This is a genomic window from Pseudoalteromonas sp. 0802 (assembly GCF_013350085.1).
GTDB lineage: Bacteria > Pseudomonadota > Gammaproteobacteria > Enterobacterales > Alteromonadaceae > Pseudoalteromonas.
In genome coordinates, this window is sequence record NZ_JABVXE010000012.1 from 50,864 (window position 1) to 71,706 (window position 20,843).

Below are 20,843 nucleotides of genomic sequence, written 5' to 3' on the forward strand. Positions count from 1 at the left end.
TACAAAACTTTAGATTTCTGTCCATACTTGGCTGGCACCCGGTACATCTCCTTGGGTCCACCACTGCGCTCGATAGCGCTGTCCTTGATAGGTTACTTCGTCGCCGCCTTGATAGGCTTTGCCGCTGTTCCACTCGATTGATGCACTGCCAGATTCAAGCTGCCATGCATCACTTCTGTCTGGTTGTGCGCCTTGATTCCACCATTTCGCGCTGTAAACGCCGCCGTTGAAACTCACTTTATCGCCCGTGTTGTATTGGCTTGTGCTATTCCAAGCAGGCACGCTCGGATCAACAGGATCAGGGTCGACCACAGTGCTATTAAGTACAGTCACGGTAAAACTTACTTGGCTTGTGAGCTCGCCATCTGACACCGATACACTTACGGTGTAACTTGTATCAGCATCTACAGCGGGGGCGTTTAGCGTGATGTTGGCATCGCTACCCGTAAAGCTCAGTGGTGCAGGTACATCCCAGCTATAAGTTAAGGTGCTTTGCTGATCATCAAAGGCGTGCAGGTGTATCGCGGTGCTGCTCTCTTCTTCGACTTGAAGGTCATCTGGTTGATGAATAATTGGCGCGGTATTGTCAGGAGACGCTTGTACGCTTAGTGCAAAGCTGTAGTTTGCATTCGTTGTAAAGACTTGATTAGTCATTAAATCAGACGCATCAAAGGCAATATCTCCAGTGCTATTTTGCACGCCAATATTAACTAAGTGCGCGTAATTAAGGTTTAACAGCGCTGCAAATTCAGCCTGCCAATTAGCTTGATTATCAGCTGTGATCTGCATTTGTTGAGTAAGTAACTCTTGGCCATTTTCATCAAATAACCGAGCTGACACACTACCACCAACCTCAGCATCTTGTCCTTGACGAACAAAGTAGCTGATTACTGTCCAATCGCTTGGCTCTGTCGGGGTCGCATCGCTAACGATATTAATATCGCTACAGTTGTAGAAGCCTTCGCCACCGGCATCATCTCGTTGCCAACGCGTGTATAAAATGGCATCGCCACTGCGCCCTTGTGGAATAGACACGCTCATTTCATAGTAACGATCGTTGTTAGCATCAATACTAAAATCAAGATTGCCGTACTCTTCAACAAGCTCTAGATCATCCCAAGTAAGCACTTGAGTCGCACTATCAAAGCCCGGTTTTGTTAAGTAAAACTGCCAAAAACTCGGGTTATGCGGCGTACTCGCTAAAAAGCGCACTAAAATATCGCCATTTGCATTAGGGATAACCTCACTGCGTTGCCAATGCGCTGAAGGTAAATCCATGCCGCGTTTTTCTGGGTCGCCTGCGGCACATAATCGGCCATCAGGTACACTTTGCTTTACTGCCTCTAGGTTTGTGTAATCAATAGTATTAGCTGAAAATTCAATATCTTGCACAAACTGCACATGTCCTGCTTCAACAAATGCTGCGCGGCAAGCGAGGTTAGGGATCCCTGTGCCATCAGCAGGCCACCAGTACCCGCCATCAGCATTACAAAATGCTTGGCGTGCCTTTGGGCTTTCTAAGAATCCGTGGGCATTCACATGGCTTGATGCACAGGCAATCAGCATGCTGGTTGCCACTGCCGATAAAGACAATGCCTTTGATTTCATTACTTTCATTGTTGTTCTCGCTGTAGAAGTGCGGAGCAAAATCCTTGCTCCGCTTAGTTGGTTAAAGCGTGCAACTCACCGTCCAGTCAGCAGATGTGCCTGGCTCTGTGCTCGTCCACCACTTTGCTTCGTAAATTACGTTGTTGTGATTCATTAGGTCGCCGCCAACAGCATGGCTTGGATTACCAGCCCAATCAGTTTGCGGCCAATTTGGATATACAGGGATGCTTGCTACATCAACACCATTACAGCTTCCCTCGCCACCCGTATCACCACCGGTGTCACCGCCAGTATCACCACTGCCAGCAGTGCCATCTGGTAGCATTGGGTATTCGTATTTGAAGGCGTAGGTTTTGCCATTTTTCTCAATCGTGAAGTTAGTTGGCCCCGTAATTGGCATGTAGTACATAACTTGTGCCTCAACGGTTTCACCTGTGTTAAATGACTTTTCGATACCGCCCCACTCATTCACTAAGGTGATTGAAAAACGATGGAACTCATTTTCAAAGCCGCCGATATTATCGCCAGCTGCATTCGAGCCATTCGCTTCAACAGCCATGCCGAGCTTTTCTTGTGCATTCCAATTTGATTTGAAAATTGCCGAGGTAGAAACGGGCACATCAAAGCTGATTTTCGCGCCGCTTAAGTCGATATCTGAGTTATTCGTGAATGCGAATGTAGGTGAAATTGGGTAGTTATCATCACCAATTGGGAAGTCTTTCACTGTAAAGCTTACGTCAACCGCTTCGCTTGGCAGGGTAAAATCGACATTGCCTTGATGAGTGTTGTAAGCCACACCACTTTGGTTAAATTTATCGTAAGCAAGTGTGGTTAAGCTTGAGCCCATGAAGTACTCACCTTTCGCTGAGTCATAATCATAGTCACCGGCAAGTTCCCAGAACATGATGCCGCCAAGGCCATTGTTGATAACATAATCAACTTTGGTTGCCATTGATTGCTCATCTTCAATTGATAAGAAAACCTTTTTCTCTGCATTCCAAAGCCATGGAGCAACTGCTACATCATCGTAGTAACGTGTGTAAGTACCTGTTAACACATCATCTGCATCGGTTTCTGGCGTTAGACCATAGATTTCAAGGTAAGAAGGGTTAATGCCGTTTTCGAGATTTTTCGCATGCCATAGTGGGTTCGAACCTGCTGGCATTTCTTCACCCACATCGTTCTTATCGTGCCATAGGTTATCTATGCCAAGTGCACCATTACCGCATTGGTTTTTCTCACCAACGCCAGTCCCTTTCGCACATTTTGATTGATCTGGCAGCGCTGCTTGGCCCCATAAACCATTAGTACCACCCGACACATCTTTAAAGCCACGAGTGTAATATGGAATACCAATATTGATTCGACCCGCAGAAACCGCGCCGCGGAAATAACGCACAGCCCAATCCGTATTTAAGTAACCAATTCCTTCAAACTCAGCGGTGGTATAAACGCCCCATTGCGCTAATTCAGAATCAAGACCGGTATCAAACAAGGCTGCGTTATGGCCTACATGTGAATTCCATGCACCATGTAAGTCATAAGACATAATGTTAACGTAATCGAGATACTTCACGCTTTGGAATGTTTCCATGCCACGTAATAAGTAACCTGAAGATGGCGAAGCAATCGTTAACAAGTAATGCTTACCTGCCTTTTCACCTGCAATATCAAGTTCTTCACGTAGTTTTTGCATCAATACTCGATACGAGGCATTAAGGCCTGCGCGACGCGCATTAGAGATAGGAAAATCATCAGGGTGGCCTGAGTCATTCATTGACGATGGGTATTCGTAATCAATATCGACACCATCAAAACCGTAGGTTTCAATAAACTCAACGGCACTTTTCGCAAAGGCATCAATCCCCGCTTGGTTCACTGAGCCATCGGCATTGGTTGTCATCGTGTAGAAACCACCGCTGTTTACGCGAGTACCGTCTTCACCAAAATAACCACCTGTTTCAGCCCAGCCACCTACAGAGATTAAGGTTTTTACATCTGGGTGTTGTTTTTTGAATTTATTGAGTAAGTTAAAGTGACCTGTGTAACTAAAACTTGGATCCATTTCAGCGCCTGTAACGCCCGGCCAAGTCATGTTTGTCGCTGGGTTGCCAGCTGCATTTGGATCACCAATCGAGACCTTGTTATTGCCATCAACATGCGCAAAGGCATAGTTAATATGGGTGATCTTGTCCCAAGGAATATCGTTAACTAAGTAGCTTGGCTGACCATTGGCGCCATTTCGCCAACTCGTAAAATAACCAATAACTCGGCGTGGATGATCGGCGCCCATTTTCTCGCGGCCATTTTCATCATACACGCTACAGTATGGGGTATTCACACCCGGTGTTTGGTATAAGCCTTGTGGTTTACAATCTGTACCTGGTTCTGTTGCTTCAACAACATTAACAACTTTGCTTTGTGTATCCGTCGCGCCTTCGTTATCGGTCACCGTTAAGGTAAATGAAAATTGCCCAAGTGCTGGAGCCTGCCACGTATAACTTGAAGAAGCGGCACTTGCTTGATGAACTTCAGTGCTGTTTTCAGTTAACGATAACGCAGTCACTTGGCCATCGCTATCAGTGCCAGAAAGCGCAAACACCAAACTGTCACCCACAGTTACTTGTGATGGCAGTGAGCTAAATTCAATGCTTGCCACTGGCGCTTGGTTAACCGGCTCAACGTCATCAGACACACTCACTGAATGTGCAACCGCTGTAGAGGTTAGCCCTAAATCATCCGTTGCGACCGCGCTAATCACATGGCTGCCTTGCGTTGCTTGCCAGCTCGCTGAATAAGGTGCGCTTGTCACAACACCCAGCGATGTACCATCAACAAAAAACTCTACACTTGCCACGCTACCATCAGGATCAGCAGCGACCGCATTAATGACAACGCTGTCACTTACAGTAAATAAAGAACCCTCTGCGGGTGTTAAGCTGCTAATTTGAGGTGCTTGACTCTCATTGACAACGCTGTCACAAGCACCCAATAAACGCCACTCTTGATCGACACCAGAAGTCTCCACAGGGTTGGTTTGCGTCCACCACTTAGCTTCATAAGCGCTACCTTGTGCCTGAACCCGATCACCACCAACATGAGTTTGCCCTTGTTGCCACACTTCTAAGTTGCTGCAATCAATCGCAGCCTGTGCTGTAAAGCCGTATAAACCTAGTGACAGCGCACTCAGTTTAAAGGCATTTTTTATTAATTTATGCGAGCTCATTCGCTCCCTCCGCCCAAAGTTTTAATAACATTTGTTTTACAAATTCAACTTTAAAGTAACACAAAGCGCTATTACGTCAAGCTTACATTTACCTATAAAGGGTATAATAAACACACTTTTTGATGTATGATTTAGTTAAAAACACTAAAAAAGAATTAATTATTTTTATCGAAAAGCAAAAACGAGAGTGATTCTACCGAGTAAAAATGAACATAAAATTAACAATATTTTAACCACGAAAAGCACGCCACTCCTAGTTTGTATAAAAAACAAGCAACACTTGTGTGAGGGTAGGCGAAAATAATTATCGTATCGATTATGGGTATATAACGAATAAATTAGTTTTCAGGTAAAAATTTCTATAAAAATTGAGTGAAAATTATTCTTAACACGAAATTTAGTCATAAAAAAAGCAAACACTCAGTGTTTGCTTTTCACAAAAATCCTATTTGATCACAACTTAATTAAGCAGCGATTAAATAGGACTCTCGTCCTGCATGTTTTGCCTTACGTTGATATGCACCTTTACCTTTTTTAGGTTTCTCTACTTTTGCGGTGAACAGCTTAGATGTCACCATTGCGGCGTACACGTTATCGTTAATTACACCACGACCAGTATCAACTAGGCCTTGTGTACGTTGTTTCTTTTTGCTCATTTTTTGCTCCTATTTAAAGTGTTGCGAGTATATACCTAGCCTAGCGCTACGCAAGTATTTTTAAGGAAAAAACGATGATTTTTTACCCCTTATTTTGTCTTACTCGTTTTGACTAAACACCATGCCTTGTTGTCATTTTACTGACTAAATTCGTATTTTGATTGCATTCATTACCTAACTGCTGGCAAAACTAGCGAAAACAACCATAGTTAATTAAAAACAAACAGGATTACGATGACTGACTTTCTCTTAATCGCCTATATTTTCCTTATTGCAGGCATTATTGCCGTGCCTATTGCCAGCAAGTTTGGGCTTGGCTCAGTGCTAGGCTACTTACTCGCAGGTATTGTTATTGGGCCAACACTGACATTTTTAAATGTTGATGTGATTGCCATTCAGCATTTTGCTGAGTTTGGTGTGGTAATGATGTTATTTATTGTTGGCTTAGAGCTCGAGCCCAAAGCGCTTTGGTCAATGCGAAAACAACTTATTGGCCTTGGTGGCGGACAAGTGATTTTATCAGCTGCCGCGTTTACTGGGATTGGTTTAGCATTTGGCCATGCTTGGCAAACAGCACTTACAATAGGCTTAATATTATCGCTTTCATCGACCGCTATTGTACTGCAAACGCTTTCAGAGCGCGGGCTTTTAAAATCAGATGGCGGCCAAGCCTCATTTAGCGTATTACTCACCCAAGATATAGCCGTTATTCCTATGCTTGCGTTTATTCCCTTGCTTGCTTTACCTGAATTAGCACCCGCCATTGCAGATACAGCCCATGCAAGCGAAGACGGTCATGGTGGCTTGAGTTTGGTAGCAAACCTTGAGAGCTGGCAAGCAGCGCTGGTTACTTTAGGTATGATTGCGCTCGTCGTTTTTGGCGGTAACTACTTAACCGCACCGATTTTTAGATTTGTTGCACTTGCACGGCTTCGCGAGTTATTTACCGCTACAGCCCTATTCTTTGTTATAGGTATCGCTTTAATGATGTCGTTAGTTGGCTTATCACCTGCACTTGGCACCTTTTTAGCAGGTGTTGTGCTTGCAAATTCACCTTATAAACATGAGCTTGAAAGTAATATCGATCCCTTCAAAGGGCTATTACTTGGATTATTCTTTATCACCGTTGGCGCAAGTATCAATTTTCAATTACTCGCAGATAACCTAACTACAATCGTGCTATTAACCGGCGCACTGATTGCAACTAAAACAGTTGTGCTATTAATTCTAGGCCGCATTTTTGGCTTAAGAGGCGCCGCACTTTGGTTGTTAGCACTAGGGCTTGCACAAGCTGGTGAGTTTGGTTTTGTACTACTGGCTTACAGTGTGTCTAATAATGTTTTAGCCGCAGCCGTTGCCGACCAACTATTACTGGTTGTGACCTTATCAATGCTGCTTTCGCCGGGGTTATTTATTCTTTATCAACGTGTGATAGCACCGCGCTTTATTTGTGAGCAAGCAGGAAAAGAAACAGAAGAGTTCCCTGATGATAGCCATGTGATCATCGCAGGCTCAGGCAGAATGGGTGGACTTGTTGACCGTATTTTACAAGCTGGCGGCTATAAAACCACCGTGATTGATTACAACTACAAACAACTTGAGGCCCTTGAGCGTGTTGGTATTCGTAACTTTTTTGGTGATGCCACTCGACCAGATCTACTCAGTGCTGCAGGCATTGAAGATGCAAAACTGCTGGTTGTTGCACTTGATGATGCCGAACAAATAACTAAATTAGTTCGTTACGCGATGCAAAATTATCCGCATTTACATGTTGTTGCCCGCGCTGTAGACCGCCATCATGTATACGATTTATGGGCTTACGGTTGTCGAGATATTATTCGCGAAACTTACGACAGCACTATGCGTATGGGCCGTTCAGCCTTTGAAGCACTCGGTATTGAACGAGAAAAAGCCCAAGAGATGGTCGATATTTTCAGTGAGTTTGATAAAGAAATGCTACGAGAAGCTGCCGATGTCTACGAGATCGGCGTGCCATTCGAAGAAAACCATGCCTATATCGAACGTATCACCAAATTATTCGATGAAAAAGAACCCGAAATAAAACAACAAATGCGCGAGATATGCGAGCGAGTTAAAAGGGACTAGGTTCGAGGGGTTAGGGACTAGGGACTAGGAGCTAGGTTCGAGGTGCGAGATACGAGATGCGAGGTGCTGGGTGCTAGGTGCTAGGTGTGAGAATAAACGCGATATAAAATCGCTGCTACGAATTTGATGTCGTTTGTAGGAATGGCTTCAGCCATGAGCTCCCAAACACCACACCTATGTAAAACCAGTAGACGTAGGCGTGAAACTTGTTTCGCGCGCCATGCAAGCATAACGCCTACGTAGCAGCGGCTTTATTCCGCGCCATTGGTGAGGGATGCGAATTATGAGATGAGATGTTCGAGGCGCTAGGTGCGAGATACGAGATGCGAGGTGCTGGGTGTGAGAATAAACGCGATATAAAATCGCTGCTACGAAAATTTGATGTCGTTTGTAGGAATGGCTTCAGCCATGAGCTCTCAAACACCACACAAATGTAAAACCAGTAGACGTAGGCGTGAAATTTATTTCGCGCGCCATGCAAGCATAACGCCTACGTAGCTAGGTTCGAGAGAAACGCGATATAAAATCGCTGCTATAGGCTCGTATCTCGCACCTCGAAACTCGAAACTCGAAACTCGCGACTTTCCCCTTAACTCTCGTAACTTACCGAAATATAAAGGTATTAAATAATGTAATAAGGAGTATTACAGTATGGAAACGCTTAATAAAAAGGAAAAGCTACTATCTATTTTGTTCGGATTGGCAGCAATTATTAATTTAACTGTCGGTATTTATTTGCTTATATTACAAGGCCTAGACTGGTTTGAGTTCATTAGTTGTCTAGCAATTTCACTTATAATTTTAGCGGGTAGCTTAAACCCAAAGCTATTCTTTAAACCGGTAAAAAACATATTTTCACCACACTTCACTTTAGAGCCAATAATTAATTCGACTGTCTACTACACAATTATAGTTGCAGGTTGGATTTTGTTATTTGCAAGCATTCTACTAAATAGACTTTGGAGTGCTTAAATGCATATGAAAACTCAAAAAAGCGAAATAAAACGCGATATAAAATCGCTGCTACAAACTCGAAACTCGAAACTCGAAACTCGCAAACTTTCCCCTTGCAACTTTCTCCTTGCAACTTTCCCCTTGCAACTTTCCCCTTGCAACTTTCCCCTTGCAACTTTCCCCTTGCAACTTTCCCCTTGCAACTTCCCACTTGCAACTCTCTAATTAAAGACAGCTGTCATTAATTAGAGCGACAAATGTCGGATACTACAATTAAGCAAAAAAATAGCGCCGTTAGGCGCTATTTAAGTTTCATATCAACTTAGGAATTAAAAACTAAAACTTAGTTTTGCGTAGTAGGTCATACCATCAAAACCATAAGGTAGTGCACGAACAGGGTATTTGAATGCTTTATTCGTAATAAAATCAAGCGCTTCATCTTCGCCTAGCTCGTCTGGCGTTACATCAAAGATATTATCAATACCCGCCGATAGCATGAGTTCGTCAGTTAGCTGATAGCCCACGTTAACATCCACTAATACCGCTGATTCTACCGTGCTTGTGTCTTTAAACTCACCGGTAGGTGATAACTCATCAGGCAAGCCAATGTGGTCATTACCAAAGTATTTAACGTCTGTTTCACCATAGTAGTTAAAGCGTAGCATGCTGTTGAAATCACCACGATCGTATTCAAACGTTAGCGTTGCACGCTCACCAGGTTGACCGTCTGTTAAGAAACTACGTTGTAAATCATCAAGGGCGATTGACTCAGGAATCCCCTCAGGTGCATTTACATCATCAATTTCAGTTTCGTTAATGTTACCCGCAAAGGTTGCTGAGAAATTACCGTTATACAAATCGGTGCGGTACGAAGCAATAATATCAACCCCTTTGGTGGTTGAATCAACTGAGTTTGAGAAGTAGTTAGCTTGCTGTGCCCCTGTTGCATTAAGCGCAGCCACGGCCTCAGCACTAAACGAAACATCGTCCGCAGACATTAAGCTGCCAAGGGTAATTCTGTCTTTAATAGCAACATGGTAAAAATCAACGGTTAGCGATAAATCGCTAGTTACGTTGTAAACAAAACCTGCACTTAAGTTTTCTGAGCTTTCAAGGTCAAGGCTATCAACGCCAAGTGCAGATGGGAAATCAGAGCCCGCTGTTGCTGTGAATGATTGCAATAACACACCACCAGCACCTAAGTTGGTGGTGTAGGCTGTATAGGCACTTTGTTGCAGTGATGGTGCTCTAAAGCCAGATGAAATCGCACCACGCACGGCAAAGTCATCGGTAACTTCATAGCGCGTTGCGAGCTTACCAATGATGTCATCACCGGCATCAGAGAAGTCTTCATAACGAAGCGCTGTGCTTACTTGCCATGCGTCCGTGATCAGCGTTTCGGCATTTACATAAAATGCATAGCTGTGACGGCTCTCTTTGTTTGACGCTTCAGGGCGCAAACCGTTATAAGCTTGGAAACCACACTCAGCAAATACGCTGCTGTCATTTACCGCAGGGTATGAGCTATCTGAGTTAGCTAAACCACACGCATAAGAGGCTTCTTCGCCCGGCACGATTTCATAGTTTTCTTTACGGTATTCAGCACCTACAGATACATATAAAGGCTCGCTGCGACCAATATCAATAATACCATTAAGGTCTGCATTAACGGTTGTTTGATCAAATCTAAAACCACCTGAGTATCCGCCTGAAGGGCCCGCGTTAGCAGCAATATCAGCATCACTTGCATCTGGGTTATTCGCCACATATTCAGCAGCATACGACGCATTTAGAGTATTTTTTGAAGTGAAATCATAGCTGTTTTCACCATATACGGCAGATACGTCATAGCTCCAATCTGGATTTAACTCTCCGCGCAGCCCTAGTGAAAACGAAATATCTTCGGCTTCGTTATCAATACGAGGTAAAAAGCCATCGCCATATACTTGCACAACGTTCTTCGCTGCTTGGTCAAAGTTACGGTAAAAACCATTACCTAGCGCAGTACGGTTTGAGTATCCGCCAAATGAGTAAAGCTCGGTCTCACCAAATGGTAATGCCATGTTATAAAACACAGAGGTAAATTCGCTATCCGCATTACCCTGTCCCCAACGAACTTCGTCAGACAGCGTACCTGCAGGTACATCAACTGAGCCACCAGTATCACGCTCTGCGCGGTTGGTGCCATCAGCATCACGGTATTCTAAAGAAAAGTTAATGAAGCCGCCTTCATCACCTAAATCAAAGCCACGGTTTAAACCCATTGAAATAGTGTCACCATCGCCTTCACCTGTGCTACCTGCTTGCACATAGCCCGTTGTAACACCCGTTGAATCGTTTAACGATAAGTTGATAACACCGGCTATCGCATCAGAACCATATTGCGCAGCAGCACCATCACGAAGTACTTCAACGCCTTTTAACGCAGTAAGCGGAATCGCGTTCATATCAGTACCCGCAGCACCGGCACCTACAGTACCATTTAAGCCAAAAATAGATTGGTTATGGCGGCGTTTACCATTGATAAGCACTAACGTTTGGTCTGGCTGTAAACCACGAAGAGTCGCAGGTCTAAATAAGTCAGAGCCATCTGACACTTGCGTACGAGAAAAGTTAAATGAAGGAGCCGTCGCTTGCAGACTTTGGCCCAGTTCAGTGAAACCACCTTTGTTTAAGTCGTCAGCATCAATCAAATCAACCGGCGATGTTGATTCGGTAGCTGTACGATTGGCAACCCGCGAGCCTAATACAGAGATTTGTTCGATGTTTTTATCTGCTTTTACAGCAGATGCTTGCTCTGCTGCCTGCACTGAAGTCGCAGAAACAGCCACACTAACCGCAACGGCCAGCATACTTAAAGAATGTGTTGTCATGTGTATCCTGTTGATATTCCGGCTTTCCTTAAAACAAAAAGACGCCCCTTTTGGAGAAATTAAGAAAAGCACTAAGCACGTGTTGTTGATTTTAGAAATCACGATTTTGAAAGCTAACTCAAGCCTGCGAATTAACTCTTGCAAAACATCCTATCAACAAATCCACAAAATGAAAGAAAAATCAGGTACGACTTAGGTATAAATATTTCCATTTGTAGTATTAATGGAATTTTTAAGGTTGGAATTATTCGTTTTTCAGTAGAAATAAGCAAAATAATGCAACTATCAGCTTATCTCTACTGAGGAGGGAAATGTTTACTTATCTTGCTCAAGCATCGCCAGTTTTTCATCTTCAAGCATTAACGCCATAGTGGCAATCTCAGATAAGCTCTCGTCTAGCGCATTAAGGAAGGTGACAAACCCTTCGCCTAGTTTTTCTGGTTCAGGATGATTTGCCAGCGCCTGATCCCACATTGCAAAAGTAGTAAGTAAATCGAGTGTTGCTTCAAAATTATCAATAAACAACTGGCCATCTTCGCTTTCGTTTTCTTGCTGCGAATCAGCCTTGAGTAAAAATTGTAAATCGCTGTGCCAAATATCTTGGTTCACGATATACGCCGCAATATACCCGCTACAAAAGTCTTGCAATGCTTGGCTTGGTTCATTGCTGTTAACTTCATTTGGGTATAATTCGGCTAAGATTTTCTTTTGTTCAACTTGTGCTTCGGTTACATTGTCGAGCAGCTCAATCATTGCATCGCGCGGCTCTGAATCTGTCATTAAGGTGTTGAATACAGCTTCATCATTATCGGCAATATAATTTGCTAACTCTGACTCACCAAAAAACTCTGAGCAGGCTAACAAACCAGACATATAGCCAATCACTTGATCCAAGCTGACTTGATTAGTTTCGCTTTGACTAGCGAGGTAATTTTTAAATACATCCGAACTTTGTTGGTTAAGCATATTGAGCCTTTACATGTTGTTTTGGTAAGGGTGTATTCCTACCCTAGCGAATTCACAAATTTTTGCAACAACTGAAATGCTGTCAGCTAGTTACAGTCTTCCTGACCTGACTTTGTACCGGGAACACGCAGCTAATTCGTGTGCCCATTCCTTCTGTACTTTGAATATCAATGCACCCTTGATGTTCATGCACTATGGCATAGACCATAGTCATGCCCATGCCGGTGCCTTCACCAACAGGTTTAGTGGTGTAAAAGGGATCGTATATTTTCGCAATGGTTTCTTCTGACATACCGGCGCCATTGTCTTCAACATCGATATAAATATGCTGCTCAAGTTCATACACAGCAACGGATATTTCAGCTTTTGCGCTTAAATTATCACAAGCTTGTTTGGCATTAATTAAGATATTAACAATCACTTGGCTTATGGCGGGTAAGTTACACCAACTTTGTGATATCGGACTGTATTGGGTATGCAAATGGCAATTACGAAGTTGATTAGCAAGTAGTTTAACGGCACTTTTTACCGCCTCGGTCATATCGGCAAATTGCTTGTCGTGACCTTTTGGCCGAGAAAAATCCAGTAAATTGGCAACGATTTTACTGATCCTTTGCAAGCCTTGTGAGGTGTCGCTTATTAGTTCAGGTAAGTCATCAGCCATAAAGCGAAACGAGTGCACTTTATTAAGCTCTGTTAACTGCTTACAAAACGTGGCTTTATCAGTATCGTTGCAGGCAAATTCATCACATACAGCAAGTAACTCGCTAAAGTAATTACAGTAATTTTTTAAACAATCGACATTACTAATGCTATAGGCAAGAGGGTTATTTATTTCATGGGCAACCCCAGCACAAAGAGTGCCTAAAGTGGCCATTTTTTCGGCTTGAATGAACATAGCTTGATGATGCTCTAAGTCAGCAATTTTTTGCTCAAGCTCACTGTTTAATGCCACTAGAATACGGCTTTTGTCTGCGAGCAATTGTTCAGCTTCTTCTCTGGCCGCTTTTTCTAACAAATAGGCTTGCTTAAAGTCATCCATATTCGTCTCAAACTCTGTTTGTCTCTTTTAAAACCTAGCACAAGGCTTGATTTAAGGCTATGTTATTGATTAACGATGACTCATAGTAAAACGGTATGGCAGAACAAGTTAGCAAGCAACATATTCAGGTTTTATGCATTGATGACGACGAAATCGTCTTGAGGACTCTTTTGCGCCTGTTATCAGCGAATAACATCACTGCAAAAGCATGCTCAGATCCACTTGAAGGGCTAAAGGTTTTGGCTACTTATAGCTTTGATGTGATCATTTGCGACATGCGTATGCCAAATATGGACGGCGCCGACTTCTTTGCGCAAGCACTTAATATTGACCCAGAACCACACCGGATTTTGCTAACCGGTTACTCAGATATCGACAACACCATTGCCGCCGTTAATAGAGGTAAAATCCATGCCTATATCCAAAAGCCATGGCAAAACGAATTACTGCTACGCAATATTAGTGATGGCATAGAAAAAACCTCATTAAAGCGCCAAAACAAGCAGTTAGAGAAAAAAATCAAAGCGCAAAACAGCCAGTTAAAAGAGCTCAACAACAACCTTGAGCAAATGGTAGAAAAGCGCACTCTACAAATTCGAAAAGTGCTCAAACAACTAGAAGAAGTCAACGAACGTGAAAAACAAGAGCATCGCAGTACTTTTGAGATTTTATATAACTTTATAAACGCCAATCCGTACCTGGATGGTATGCAAGCGCAAAACATCGCCGCTACCAGCAAGCAAATTGCAGAGCAACTTGCTTTAGATAAACAACATATCGAAAGAGCTGAAATGGCAGGTTATCTTGCACAAATAGGCTTGCTCGCCATGGAGCCTGAGCTTTATAAAAAGCCAACAAGAGAACTAACCGAAAACCAAAAAAAAATCTTTTACACCCACCCAAGTACCGCTCAACTGATGCTCATGCCAGCGACCCATTTACATGATGTCTCTGAGGCTATTTATTACCAGTTTGAGCATTACAATGGCTCGGGCACGCCGAAGGGCTTAAAGGGCAAAGAAATACCAATTACGGCAATGATTTTAGCGGTAGCCCGCGATTTCTGGCAGGCTATTGCGCATATCACAGTGCAAGATAACAGCCGTTACGAAAGCGCACTTGATCAGCTACGGCTATACAGCGGCACTCACTATCACCCAAAAATTTTAGACGTATTAGATAGCATTAAAATAACCTGTGCGAGCGATCAAAAAGTCGGCACCATGAAAATTATCTCGGCTCAAGATCTTAAAAACGGTATGGTGCTTGGGCACGCACTAAGAAGCTACGACGGTATCTTGTTATTACCTAAAGGGCATGTGTTTGGCGCAAAATCAATTGCAAAACTGCAGCAGCTTGAAGCAAGAAAACCGAATCCTTTCAGGATCATGATCAAAAATTAGCGAATAAAGTGATCACTTAGTCAGCTTACTTCGTTACAATGTGATTTATATTACGATTACTTCATATAGGAGCACTCAGTGTCGCGATTTTCCGCCATTACCGATAAGCCTCATGACGGCCGATTCAACAAAAAAACGGGCATTTTACTGACCAACTTAGGGAGCCCAGACGCCCCTACTACCGCGGCACTTAGAACTTATTTACGCGAGTTTTTATCGGACCCTCGCATTGTCGAGATCCCACGTTTTATTTGGATGATCATCCTTTATTGCTTTGTCCTTACGTTACGCCCAAAACGCTCAGCAGCACTTTATAAAAGCATCTGGACTGAAAACGGCTCACCGCTCACGCATATTACCCGAGAGCAAAGCAAAAAATTGGCAGCCCTTTTAAAAGACAAAGGACACCACGACACTGAAGTGGTCATGGCCATGCGCTACGGGAACCCTTCAATTGAAGCGGGCCTTGAAGAGCTGCGCGAAAAAGGCATCACTCGCGTGATTGTACTGCCAATGTACCCGCAATATTCAAGCACCACGATTGGCTCAACGTTTGATGCTGTATCGAATGTTCTTCGTAAGTGGCGCTGGGTGCCTGAGCTACACTTTATTAATGGCTATCACGACAACCCGACATACATTGATGCCCTAGCCGCTAGCATTAGCGAAGATCTAAATGCCCATGGCACGCCGCAAAAATTGGTGTTTTCGTACCACGGTACACCTAAACTGTTTTTAGAAAACGGCGACCCTTACTATTGCTTTTGTATGCAAACCACCCGTTTAGTAGCAGAGAAACTTGGCTTTGAGAAAGACTTTGCTGTAACAACTTTCCAAAGCCGTTTTGGTAAAGCTGAATGGTTGAAGCCATACACAGACGCAACCCTTGAAAGCTACCCTGCTGAAGGTATTAAAGACGTTGCAATTCTAAGCCCTGCATTTAGTGCCGACTGTTTAGAAACGTTAGAAGAACTCGAAGGCGAAAACCGAGAAAACTTTGAACACGCAGGCGGTGAAAAGTACCGCTACATTCCTGCATTGAATACCCGCGATGACCATATCAATGCGATGTTTGAAGTAATAAAACCATTACTTAAATAACGAAAGGCCCTGGCTATTATATACAGTAACTAGGGCCTTTTTTAATGTTGAAGCGTGTCATTAATCTTTACGTGTCATAACCAAGGTCACCGTACCTGCAACAATCCCCCAAAATGCAGAACCAACCGAGAACAAAGTTAGGTTTGAAGCTGTAACTAAAAAGGTCACGATAGCAGCTTCGGTATAATAAGCCTCTGTTAAGGCTTGCTGTAAGCTGCTCGCAATGGTGGCAAATAGCGCAATACCTGCCAACGCCAAAATTAATGCCTGTGGCAAACTTGCTACCAAACCGACCAAGGTTGCCGCAAGGAGCGCCATAATAATGTAAAAAACACCACCAGCAATGCTTGCCCAATAACGTTTGCTTGGGTCTTTATCGGCCTCAGGGCTCATACAAATGGCAGCCGTTATAGCCGCCAGGTTAATGGCATAACCACCAAATGGTGCAATAAATACATTTAATAGTCCGGTTACATTTAGCGCTGCCGATACAGGGGCTTTGTATTGGTGCGCTTTTAAAACAGCAATACCCGGTAAGTTTTGCGACGTCATGGTCACAATAAATAGCGGCAACCCAACACTTATCATAGCGTTCAAGTCAAACTCAGGCGCAATATAAGCAAACTCGCTCATTTTCCACTGCCAGCTAGAGGTATCAATTTGCCCTGTTACACCTGCCATTAAAAATCCCGCCACAACCACAGCAAGCATAGCAAAGCGTGGGAAATAGCGCTTACCACATAAATAAACAGCCACCATTAAACCAATGACTAAAGGTAGCTCATTCATAAAGTTGAACACATCAATACCAAAATTCACCAGCACGCCTGCAAGCATGGCACAGGCCAGTTGGCTAGGGATCTTGTTCATCATTTTTTCGAACACGCCGGTAATACCAGATAAAAACACCAGCGCAGCAGAGAACATAAACGCGCCAACAGCTTGGTTTAAGCTATAACCTTGGGCACTTGAAATAAGGAGTGCCGCTCCGGTTGTTGACCACGCGATAAGAATGGGCACTTTGTAGTAATAAGACAACGCAATCGAGCTGACGCCCATCGCAAGACCAAGCATTAACACCCAGCTGGCAACTAAATCAGGTGTTCCACCTAACACCATAACAACCTGATAAATAAGCGCGATTGAACTGGTAAAGCCAATAATAACGGCCACTAACCCCGCGGTTGCTCGACTGATGAGCTGACTCATGTACACACACTCCTTGGCAATTAAAAATCTACCATATCCTATGATTTGCCAGATGGCACTGTACACTTTTGTAGTATTTTAAGATTTATTTACTATACAGATGACGCAAAAAAGGCGTGTTATAAACACGCCTTTTGAAAGTTTACACGGCCTCTAAACAAGGCTCTTCGACAACTTTTGGCTTATCAAAAATGCCTAAACGAATACGAATGAAGTGCAAGATTTCTTTGGCGACATCAATACCCAACGCACCTTCTAAGCCTTCAAAGCCAGGGCTTGAGTTTGCTTCACAAATTTTAAAGTGCTGCTCATCAAACAATAAATCAATGCCAGCTACATCAAGGTTAAGTACGTTCGCAGTTTGGGTTGCAAGCCATTCGATTTCTGGCGTAATAGGAAATGACTTACCTGTACCACCAGCACTGACATTAGCTTTAAAGTTTTTACCCTGTGAGTTACGTTCCATACACGCAACAGCACGGCCACCGATAGTAAGTACTCGCAAATCACGACCATGACTCGACTTAACAAACTGCTGTAAAATGATGTTTGCTTGTGGGTTTGCCGCTTCAATCAGCTGCATTAAGTCATCAAACTCTTCTTTTGATTTTGATAAGAACACGCCACTGCCCTGCGAGCCCGATAACGTTTTAATAACCACAGGAAAGCCAATCTGCTTTTCAACCAAATCAATATTCACCGGAAACTTAACCAACATGGTATTCGGCGTAGGTAAATTACATTCAGCAAGAATTTGCTGTGTAAACAGTTTGTCTTTCACTGTTTCGATTGATTGCGAGCTATTGACACAATAAACGCCTAAACGCTCAAGGTGGCGAATAATCGCCAGCGCAAAATAGGTTGTACTTGCACCCATGCGAGGAATAACAAAGTCTGGTAATTCAACAGATTGACCATCAATTAAGATACTTTTACCGTCTTCACGGGTAATAGTTAGATCAAATTGATCTGGCGAGTAAACTTGTAAATCTATACCCTCTTCTTTGGCTGCAGCAAGTAAACGTTCTACTTCATAGGTTTCTTGCTTTAACAAGCCTTGGCTATCTTTATAAATGATCCACCCGCGCATGGTCGGTACCTCTAGTCTTGGAGTTTCGGTGACAAAAAAACGCGGATTATGCTCAGCATTCAGAGCCGAGTAAAACAAATTAATTTTATCGACACGATAATAAAAACCACTACTTAGTGATTAACTATTGACCAAGTTGTTAACTTGAGGTAAAAACTAACAATGAGTTAACATAAAACCCCGTAAGAGAAACATGTGAACAGGACGCTTGCATTAATCTTCATTCTGCCACTTACAGCATTTGCACTGAATGAGTGGCATATTCAAAGTGATGGTTTTAAAACAAAACCAAGCACACTGCAGTTTGTTGCCTCTTACAAAGCAGAAGCCGATCAAATAGCCCCACAGCCCATTGTGAACTTAACTGCGCCACTTAATCAGCTATCTAATCATGCGCACGATTACCTATACAAACAAGGCCGTTTGCCTGACCAATTAGCAAACACCGCGTTCAGCGAATTTGATTTAGACACCCTAAAAACCCTACAACCTGGCGATCACTTTATTTTAGTGATCGACGAATACCTCAGTTACACCGTCGAAATTAGTAACATCATCGAAGCCAGCAATGGCGATAGAAGTGTATTTGGCAAGGTCAATGATCAAACTAAAACAGGCCATCAAGCCGTGATGACCCTCACAGAAAACACCCTACAAGGCCAATTTGATGCCGGTAATCAAAGCTACAAGTTTCAAAGCCATGGTGAATACGGGTGGGTAACGAAGTTGTAGGTTACTAGTTGCTAGTTTCAAGGGGAAAGGGGAAAGTTAGCGAGTTTCGAGATTCGAGATACGAGGTGCGAGATGCGAGATGCGAGATACGAGTTTCGAGTCTGTAGCAGTGATTTTACATCGCGTTTGATTGATTGGTTTATTTTTTAAAATAAAAAGGTTTACATGGATTATGTTGGGTATCGCTCCGCTCGACCCAACCTACCCTAAAAATGTGCAGTTCAAATGCAGAGAAAAGCACACGACCTAACCAACCCCACAGTTCGTCTGATATCTAATATCTGACCTCTAACGACTAAAAGCCAGCGATTTTACATCGCGCCCTAACGCCTTAATCCTAGCACCAGCTCCTAGAACCGAATGCCTTAATTCGTAGGCGTAAAACTTGTTTTGCGCGGCTGAAAGCTGAAGGTTGACCGCTCTGATTCAGGTTTGATTCGGCACTAAAGTACCTCCTACAAGAGCTCCTACAAGGCTTAAATCGCTGAGAAGAACACTCGACCTAACCATTCCCACAGATCGACTGACATCTAATATCTGACCTCTAACGACTTAAAGCCAGCGATTTTACATCGCGTCCTAGTGCCTAGAGCCTAGCGCCTAATACCCAGCTCCTAGCTCCTTTCCCCTTTCTAACTTTACTCTTTCCCCTAGCAACTTTCCCCTCGCCAACTCACACCTACTCTTCAATCGCCGGCCATAAACTTGCACCGTCGCTGTCGATTGGGCTTAAAATCTCAAGGCCTAGAATTTTGGCGATCAGCGGGTACACATCTAAATTACTAACTTCATCTAAACGGAGGCCTTGTTTAAAGGCGGGGCCGGTGGCGATAAAGGTTGCGGCCATATCTTCGCTATAAGCGTAACCATGGGTGCCTAAATAACCGGCCATTTTACTGTCGGTAAACACCCGAGGCGCGTCGGTTTGTAAAATAATATCGCCAACGCGTGGGCCTTTATCATAGTGATAATCATGCTTTTGCTGCTCACTTAGCACGATATAGCGACCATCTGCAGCTTTAGCGAGCTTTTTACTGAATCCGCTGATGTCTGCTTTACTATCTGGTTTTGCATAATATAAAACCCGAGGGCCGGTGTTTTGCACTATGAAGTTTTCGTCTTGCGGCAGGCTATCAATTTTAATGCTAAGGCTTGGATCAACAGACGCCATACCGTGATCAGACACAATCACTAAGTTAATGTTTTCATCAAGCGCTTTTAAACGGCTCGATAAATCAGCCATTAAACTATCTAGCTTTTGCACTGCGTCATAAGTTTCATTAGCATCAGGGCCAAACTCGTGCCCCATGCTATCGACCAACGAAAAATAACTTATCACTAAACGTGGGCGCTGTGCTTTTGGCAAGCTCAACCACTGAATAATCTGATCAACACGCTTTTGGTAATCACTGTGTTTTGAATAATGATAAAAGTAATCAGGAAGCATGCCGTTAAAGCGCGCATCTGATTCAGGCCAAAAATAGGTGGCGGCTTTTAAGCCTTGCATTTGTGCAAGGTTCCAAAGCGGAATGCCATTTACCCAAGTGCTGTCGTCTTTCCCTTTACCCATTTTGTAGCAGTCGTTACGCTCAGTATCACAAAAGCGGTTCTCGACAATGCCATGATTAACAGGCAATAAGCCGGTAATAATCGACAAATGATTCGGGAAGGTTTTGGTCGGATAAACAGGGCGCATTTTGTTTGCTCTCACGCCCTGTTCACTGATTGCTTTTAAGTGCTTTGCATGGTGTTTTTCAATGTAATCCCAGCGAAATCCATCTATCGAAATAAGTACCACAGATTGCTCTTGCTCCGCTTTTACAAGAGAGCTGAACGCTAATAAACCCGCTAAAACTAATTGCCAAATACGCATGCGA

14 protein-coding genes are annotated in these 20,843 nt (G+C 43.4%); 5 read left to right on the forward strand and 9 right to left on the reverse strand.

All coding sequences use genetic code 11. From position 1 onward, the window contains the following. Positions 1-9 precede the first annotated feature (9 nt). The 3 genes from HUS61_RS15785 to arfA form a co-directional block, all read right to left on the reverse strand. On the reverse strand, positions 10-1,617 hold the full coding sequence (locus HUS61_RS15785; RefSeq protein WP_175083094.1) for a lytic polysaccharide monooxygenase: 1,608 nt from the start codon (positions 1,615-1,617) through the stop codon (positions 10-12). Between the two features lie 52 nt (positions 1,618-1,669). Then, positions 1,670-4,834: a glycosyl hydrolase family 18 protein gene (locus HUS61_RS15790; protein WP_175083095.1), complete on the reverse strand. Its 3,165-nt coding sequence runs from the start codon at positions 4,832-4,834 to the stop codon at positions 1,670-1,672. A gap of 464 nt (positions 4,835-5,298) precedes the next feature. After that, entirely contained in the window at positions 5,299-5,490 is a 192-nt protein-coding gene (gene arfA / locus HUS61_RS15795; RefSeq protein WP_175083096.1) for an alternative ribosome rescue factor ArfA, read from the reverse strand. A gap of 234 nt (positions 5,491-5,724) precedes the next feature. Here arfA and HUS61_RS15800 point away from each other — a divergent pair, with 234 nt between their 5' ends. After that, positions 5,725-7,596: a monovalent cation:proton antiporter-2 (CPA2) family protein gene (locus HUS61_RS15800; protein ID WP_175083097.1), complete on the forward strand. Its 1,872-nt coding sequence runs from the start codon at positions 5,725-5,727 to the stop codon at positions 7,594-7,596. A 651-nt stretch (positions 7,597-8,247) separates the two neighbouring features. Next, entirely contained in the window at positions 8,248-8,568 is a 321-nt protein-coding gene (locus tag HUS61_RS15805; RefSeq protein WP_175083098.1) for a hypothetical protein, read from the forward strand. Positions 8,569-8,879: 311 nt separating this feature from the next. On the opposite strand, the gene HUS61_RS15810 is transcribed toward HUS61_RS15805, so the two are convergent. From HUS61_RS15810 to HUS61_RS15820, 3 genes are all read right to left on the reverse strand, one after another. After that, positions 8,880-11,423, reverse strand: coding sequence for a TonB-dependent siderophore receptor (locus tag HUS61_RS15810; RefSeq protein ID WP_175083099.1), 2,544 nt, complete (start codon positions 11,421-11,423; stop codon positions 8,880-8,882). Between the two features lie 315 nt (positions 11,424-11,738). Continuing rightward, a complete protein-coding gene (locus HUS61_RS15815) occupies positions 11,739-12,389 on the reverse strand; it encodes a UPF0149 family protein (RefSeq protein ID WP_175083100.1) in 651 nt (216 codons plus the stop codon). 82 nt (positions 12,390-12,471) lie between these two features. Beyond that, positions 12,472-13,431 (reverse strand): sensor histidine kinase, encoded by a 960-nt coding sequence (locus HUS61_RS15820; protein WP_175083101.1) that lies wholly within the window; start codon positions 13,429-13,431, stop codon positions 12,472-12,474. A 95-nt stretch (positions 13,432-13,526) separates the two neighbouring features. Here HUS61_RS15820 and HUS61_RS15825 point away from each other — a divergent pair, with 95 nt between their 5' ends. Together HUS61_RS15825 and hemH are read left to right on the forward strand one after the other, a co-directional pair. Then, on the forward strand, positions 13,527-14,834 hold the full coding sequence (locus HUS61_RS15825) for an HD domain-containing phosphohydrolase (protein ID WP_175083102.1): 1,308 nt from the start codon (positions 13,527-13,529) through the stop codon (positions 14,832-14,834). 78 nt (positions 14,835-14,912) lie between these two features. Continuing rightward, positions 14,913-15,935: a ferrochelatase gene (gene hemH / locus HUS61_RS15830; RefSeq protein ID WP_054553442.1), complete on the forward strand. Its 1,023-nt coding sequence runs from the start codon at positions 14,913-14,915 to the stop codon at positions 15,933-15,935. Positions 15,936-15,995: 60 nt separating this feature from the next. On the opposite strand, the gene HUS61_RS15835 is transcribed toward hemH, so the two are convergent. Both HUS61_RS15835 and HUS61_RS15840 read right to left on the reverse strand, forming a co-directional pair. After that, on the reverse strand, positions 15,996-17,144 hold the full coding sequence (locus HUS61_RS15835) for a benzoate/H(+) symporter BenE family transporter (protein WP_175083103.1): 1,149 nt from the start codon (positions 17,142-17,144) through the stop codon (positions 15,996-15,998). Between the two features lie 142 nt (positions 17,145-17,286). Next, positions 17,287-18,234, reverse strand: a complete 948-nt coding sequence (locus HUS61_RS15840; protein WP_175083104.1) for a RimK family alpha-L-glutamate ligase — start codon at positions 18,232-18,234, stop codon at positions 17,287-17,289. 195 nt (positions 18,235-18,429) lie between these two features. Here HUS61_RS15840 and HUS61_RS15845 point away from each other — a divergent pair, with 195 nt between their 5' ends. Next, positions 18,430-18,966: a hypothetical protein gene (locus HUS61_RS15845; protein WP_175083105.1), complete on the forward strand. Its 537-nt coding sequence runs from the start codon at positions 18,430-18,432 to the stop codon at positions 18,964-18,966. A 679-nt stretch (positions 18,967-19,645) separates the two neighbouring features. Here the strand turns inward: HUS61_RS15845 and HUS61_RS15850 are convergent. Beyond that, positions 19,646-20,839, reverse strand: coding sequence for an alkaline phosphatase family protein (locus HUS61_RS15850; RefSeq protein WP_175083106.1), 1,194 nt, complete (start codon positions 20,837-20,839; stop codon positions 19,646-19,648). Positions 20,840-20,843: the final 4 nt, after the last annotated feature.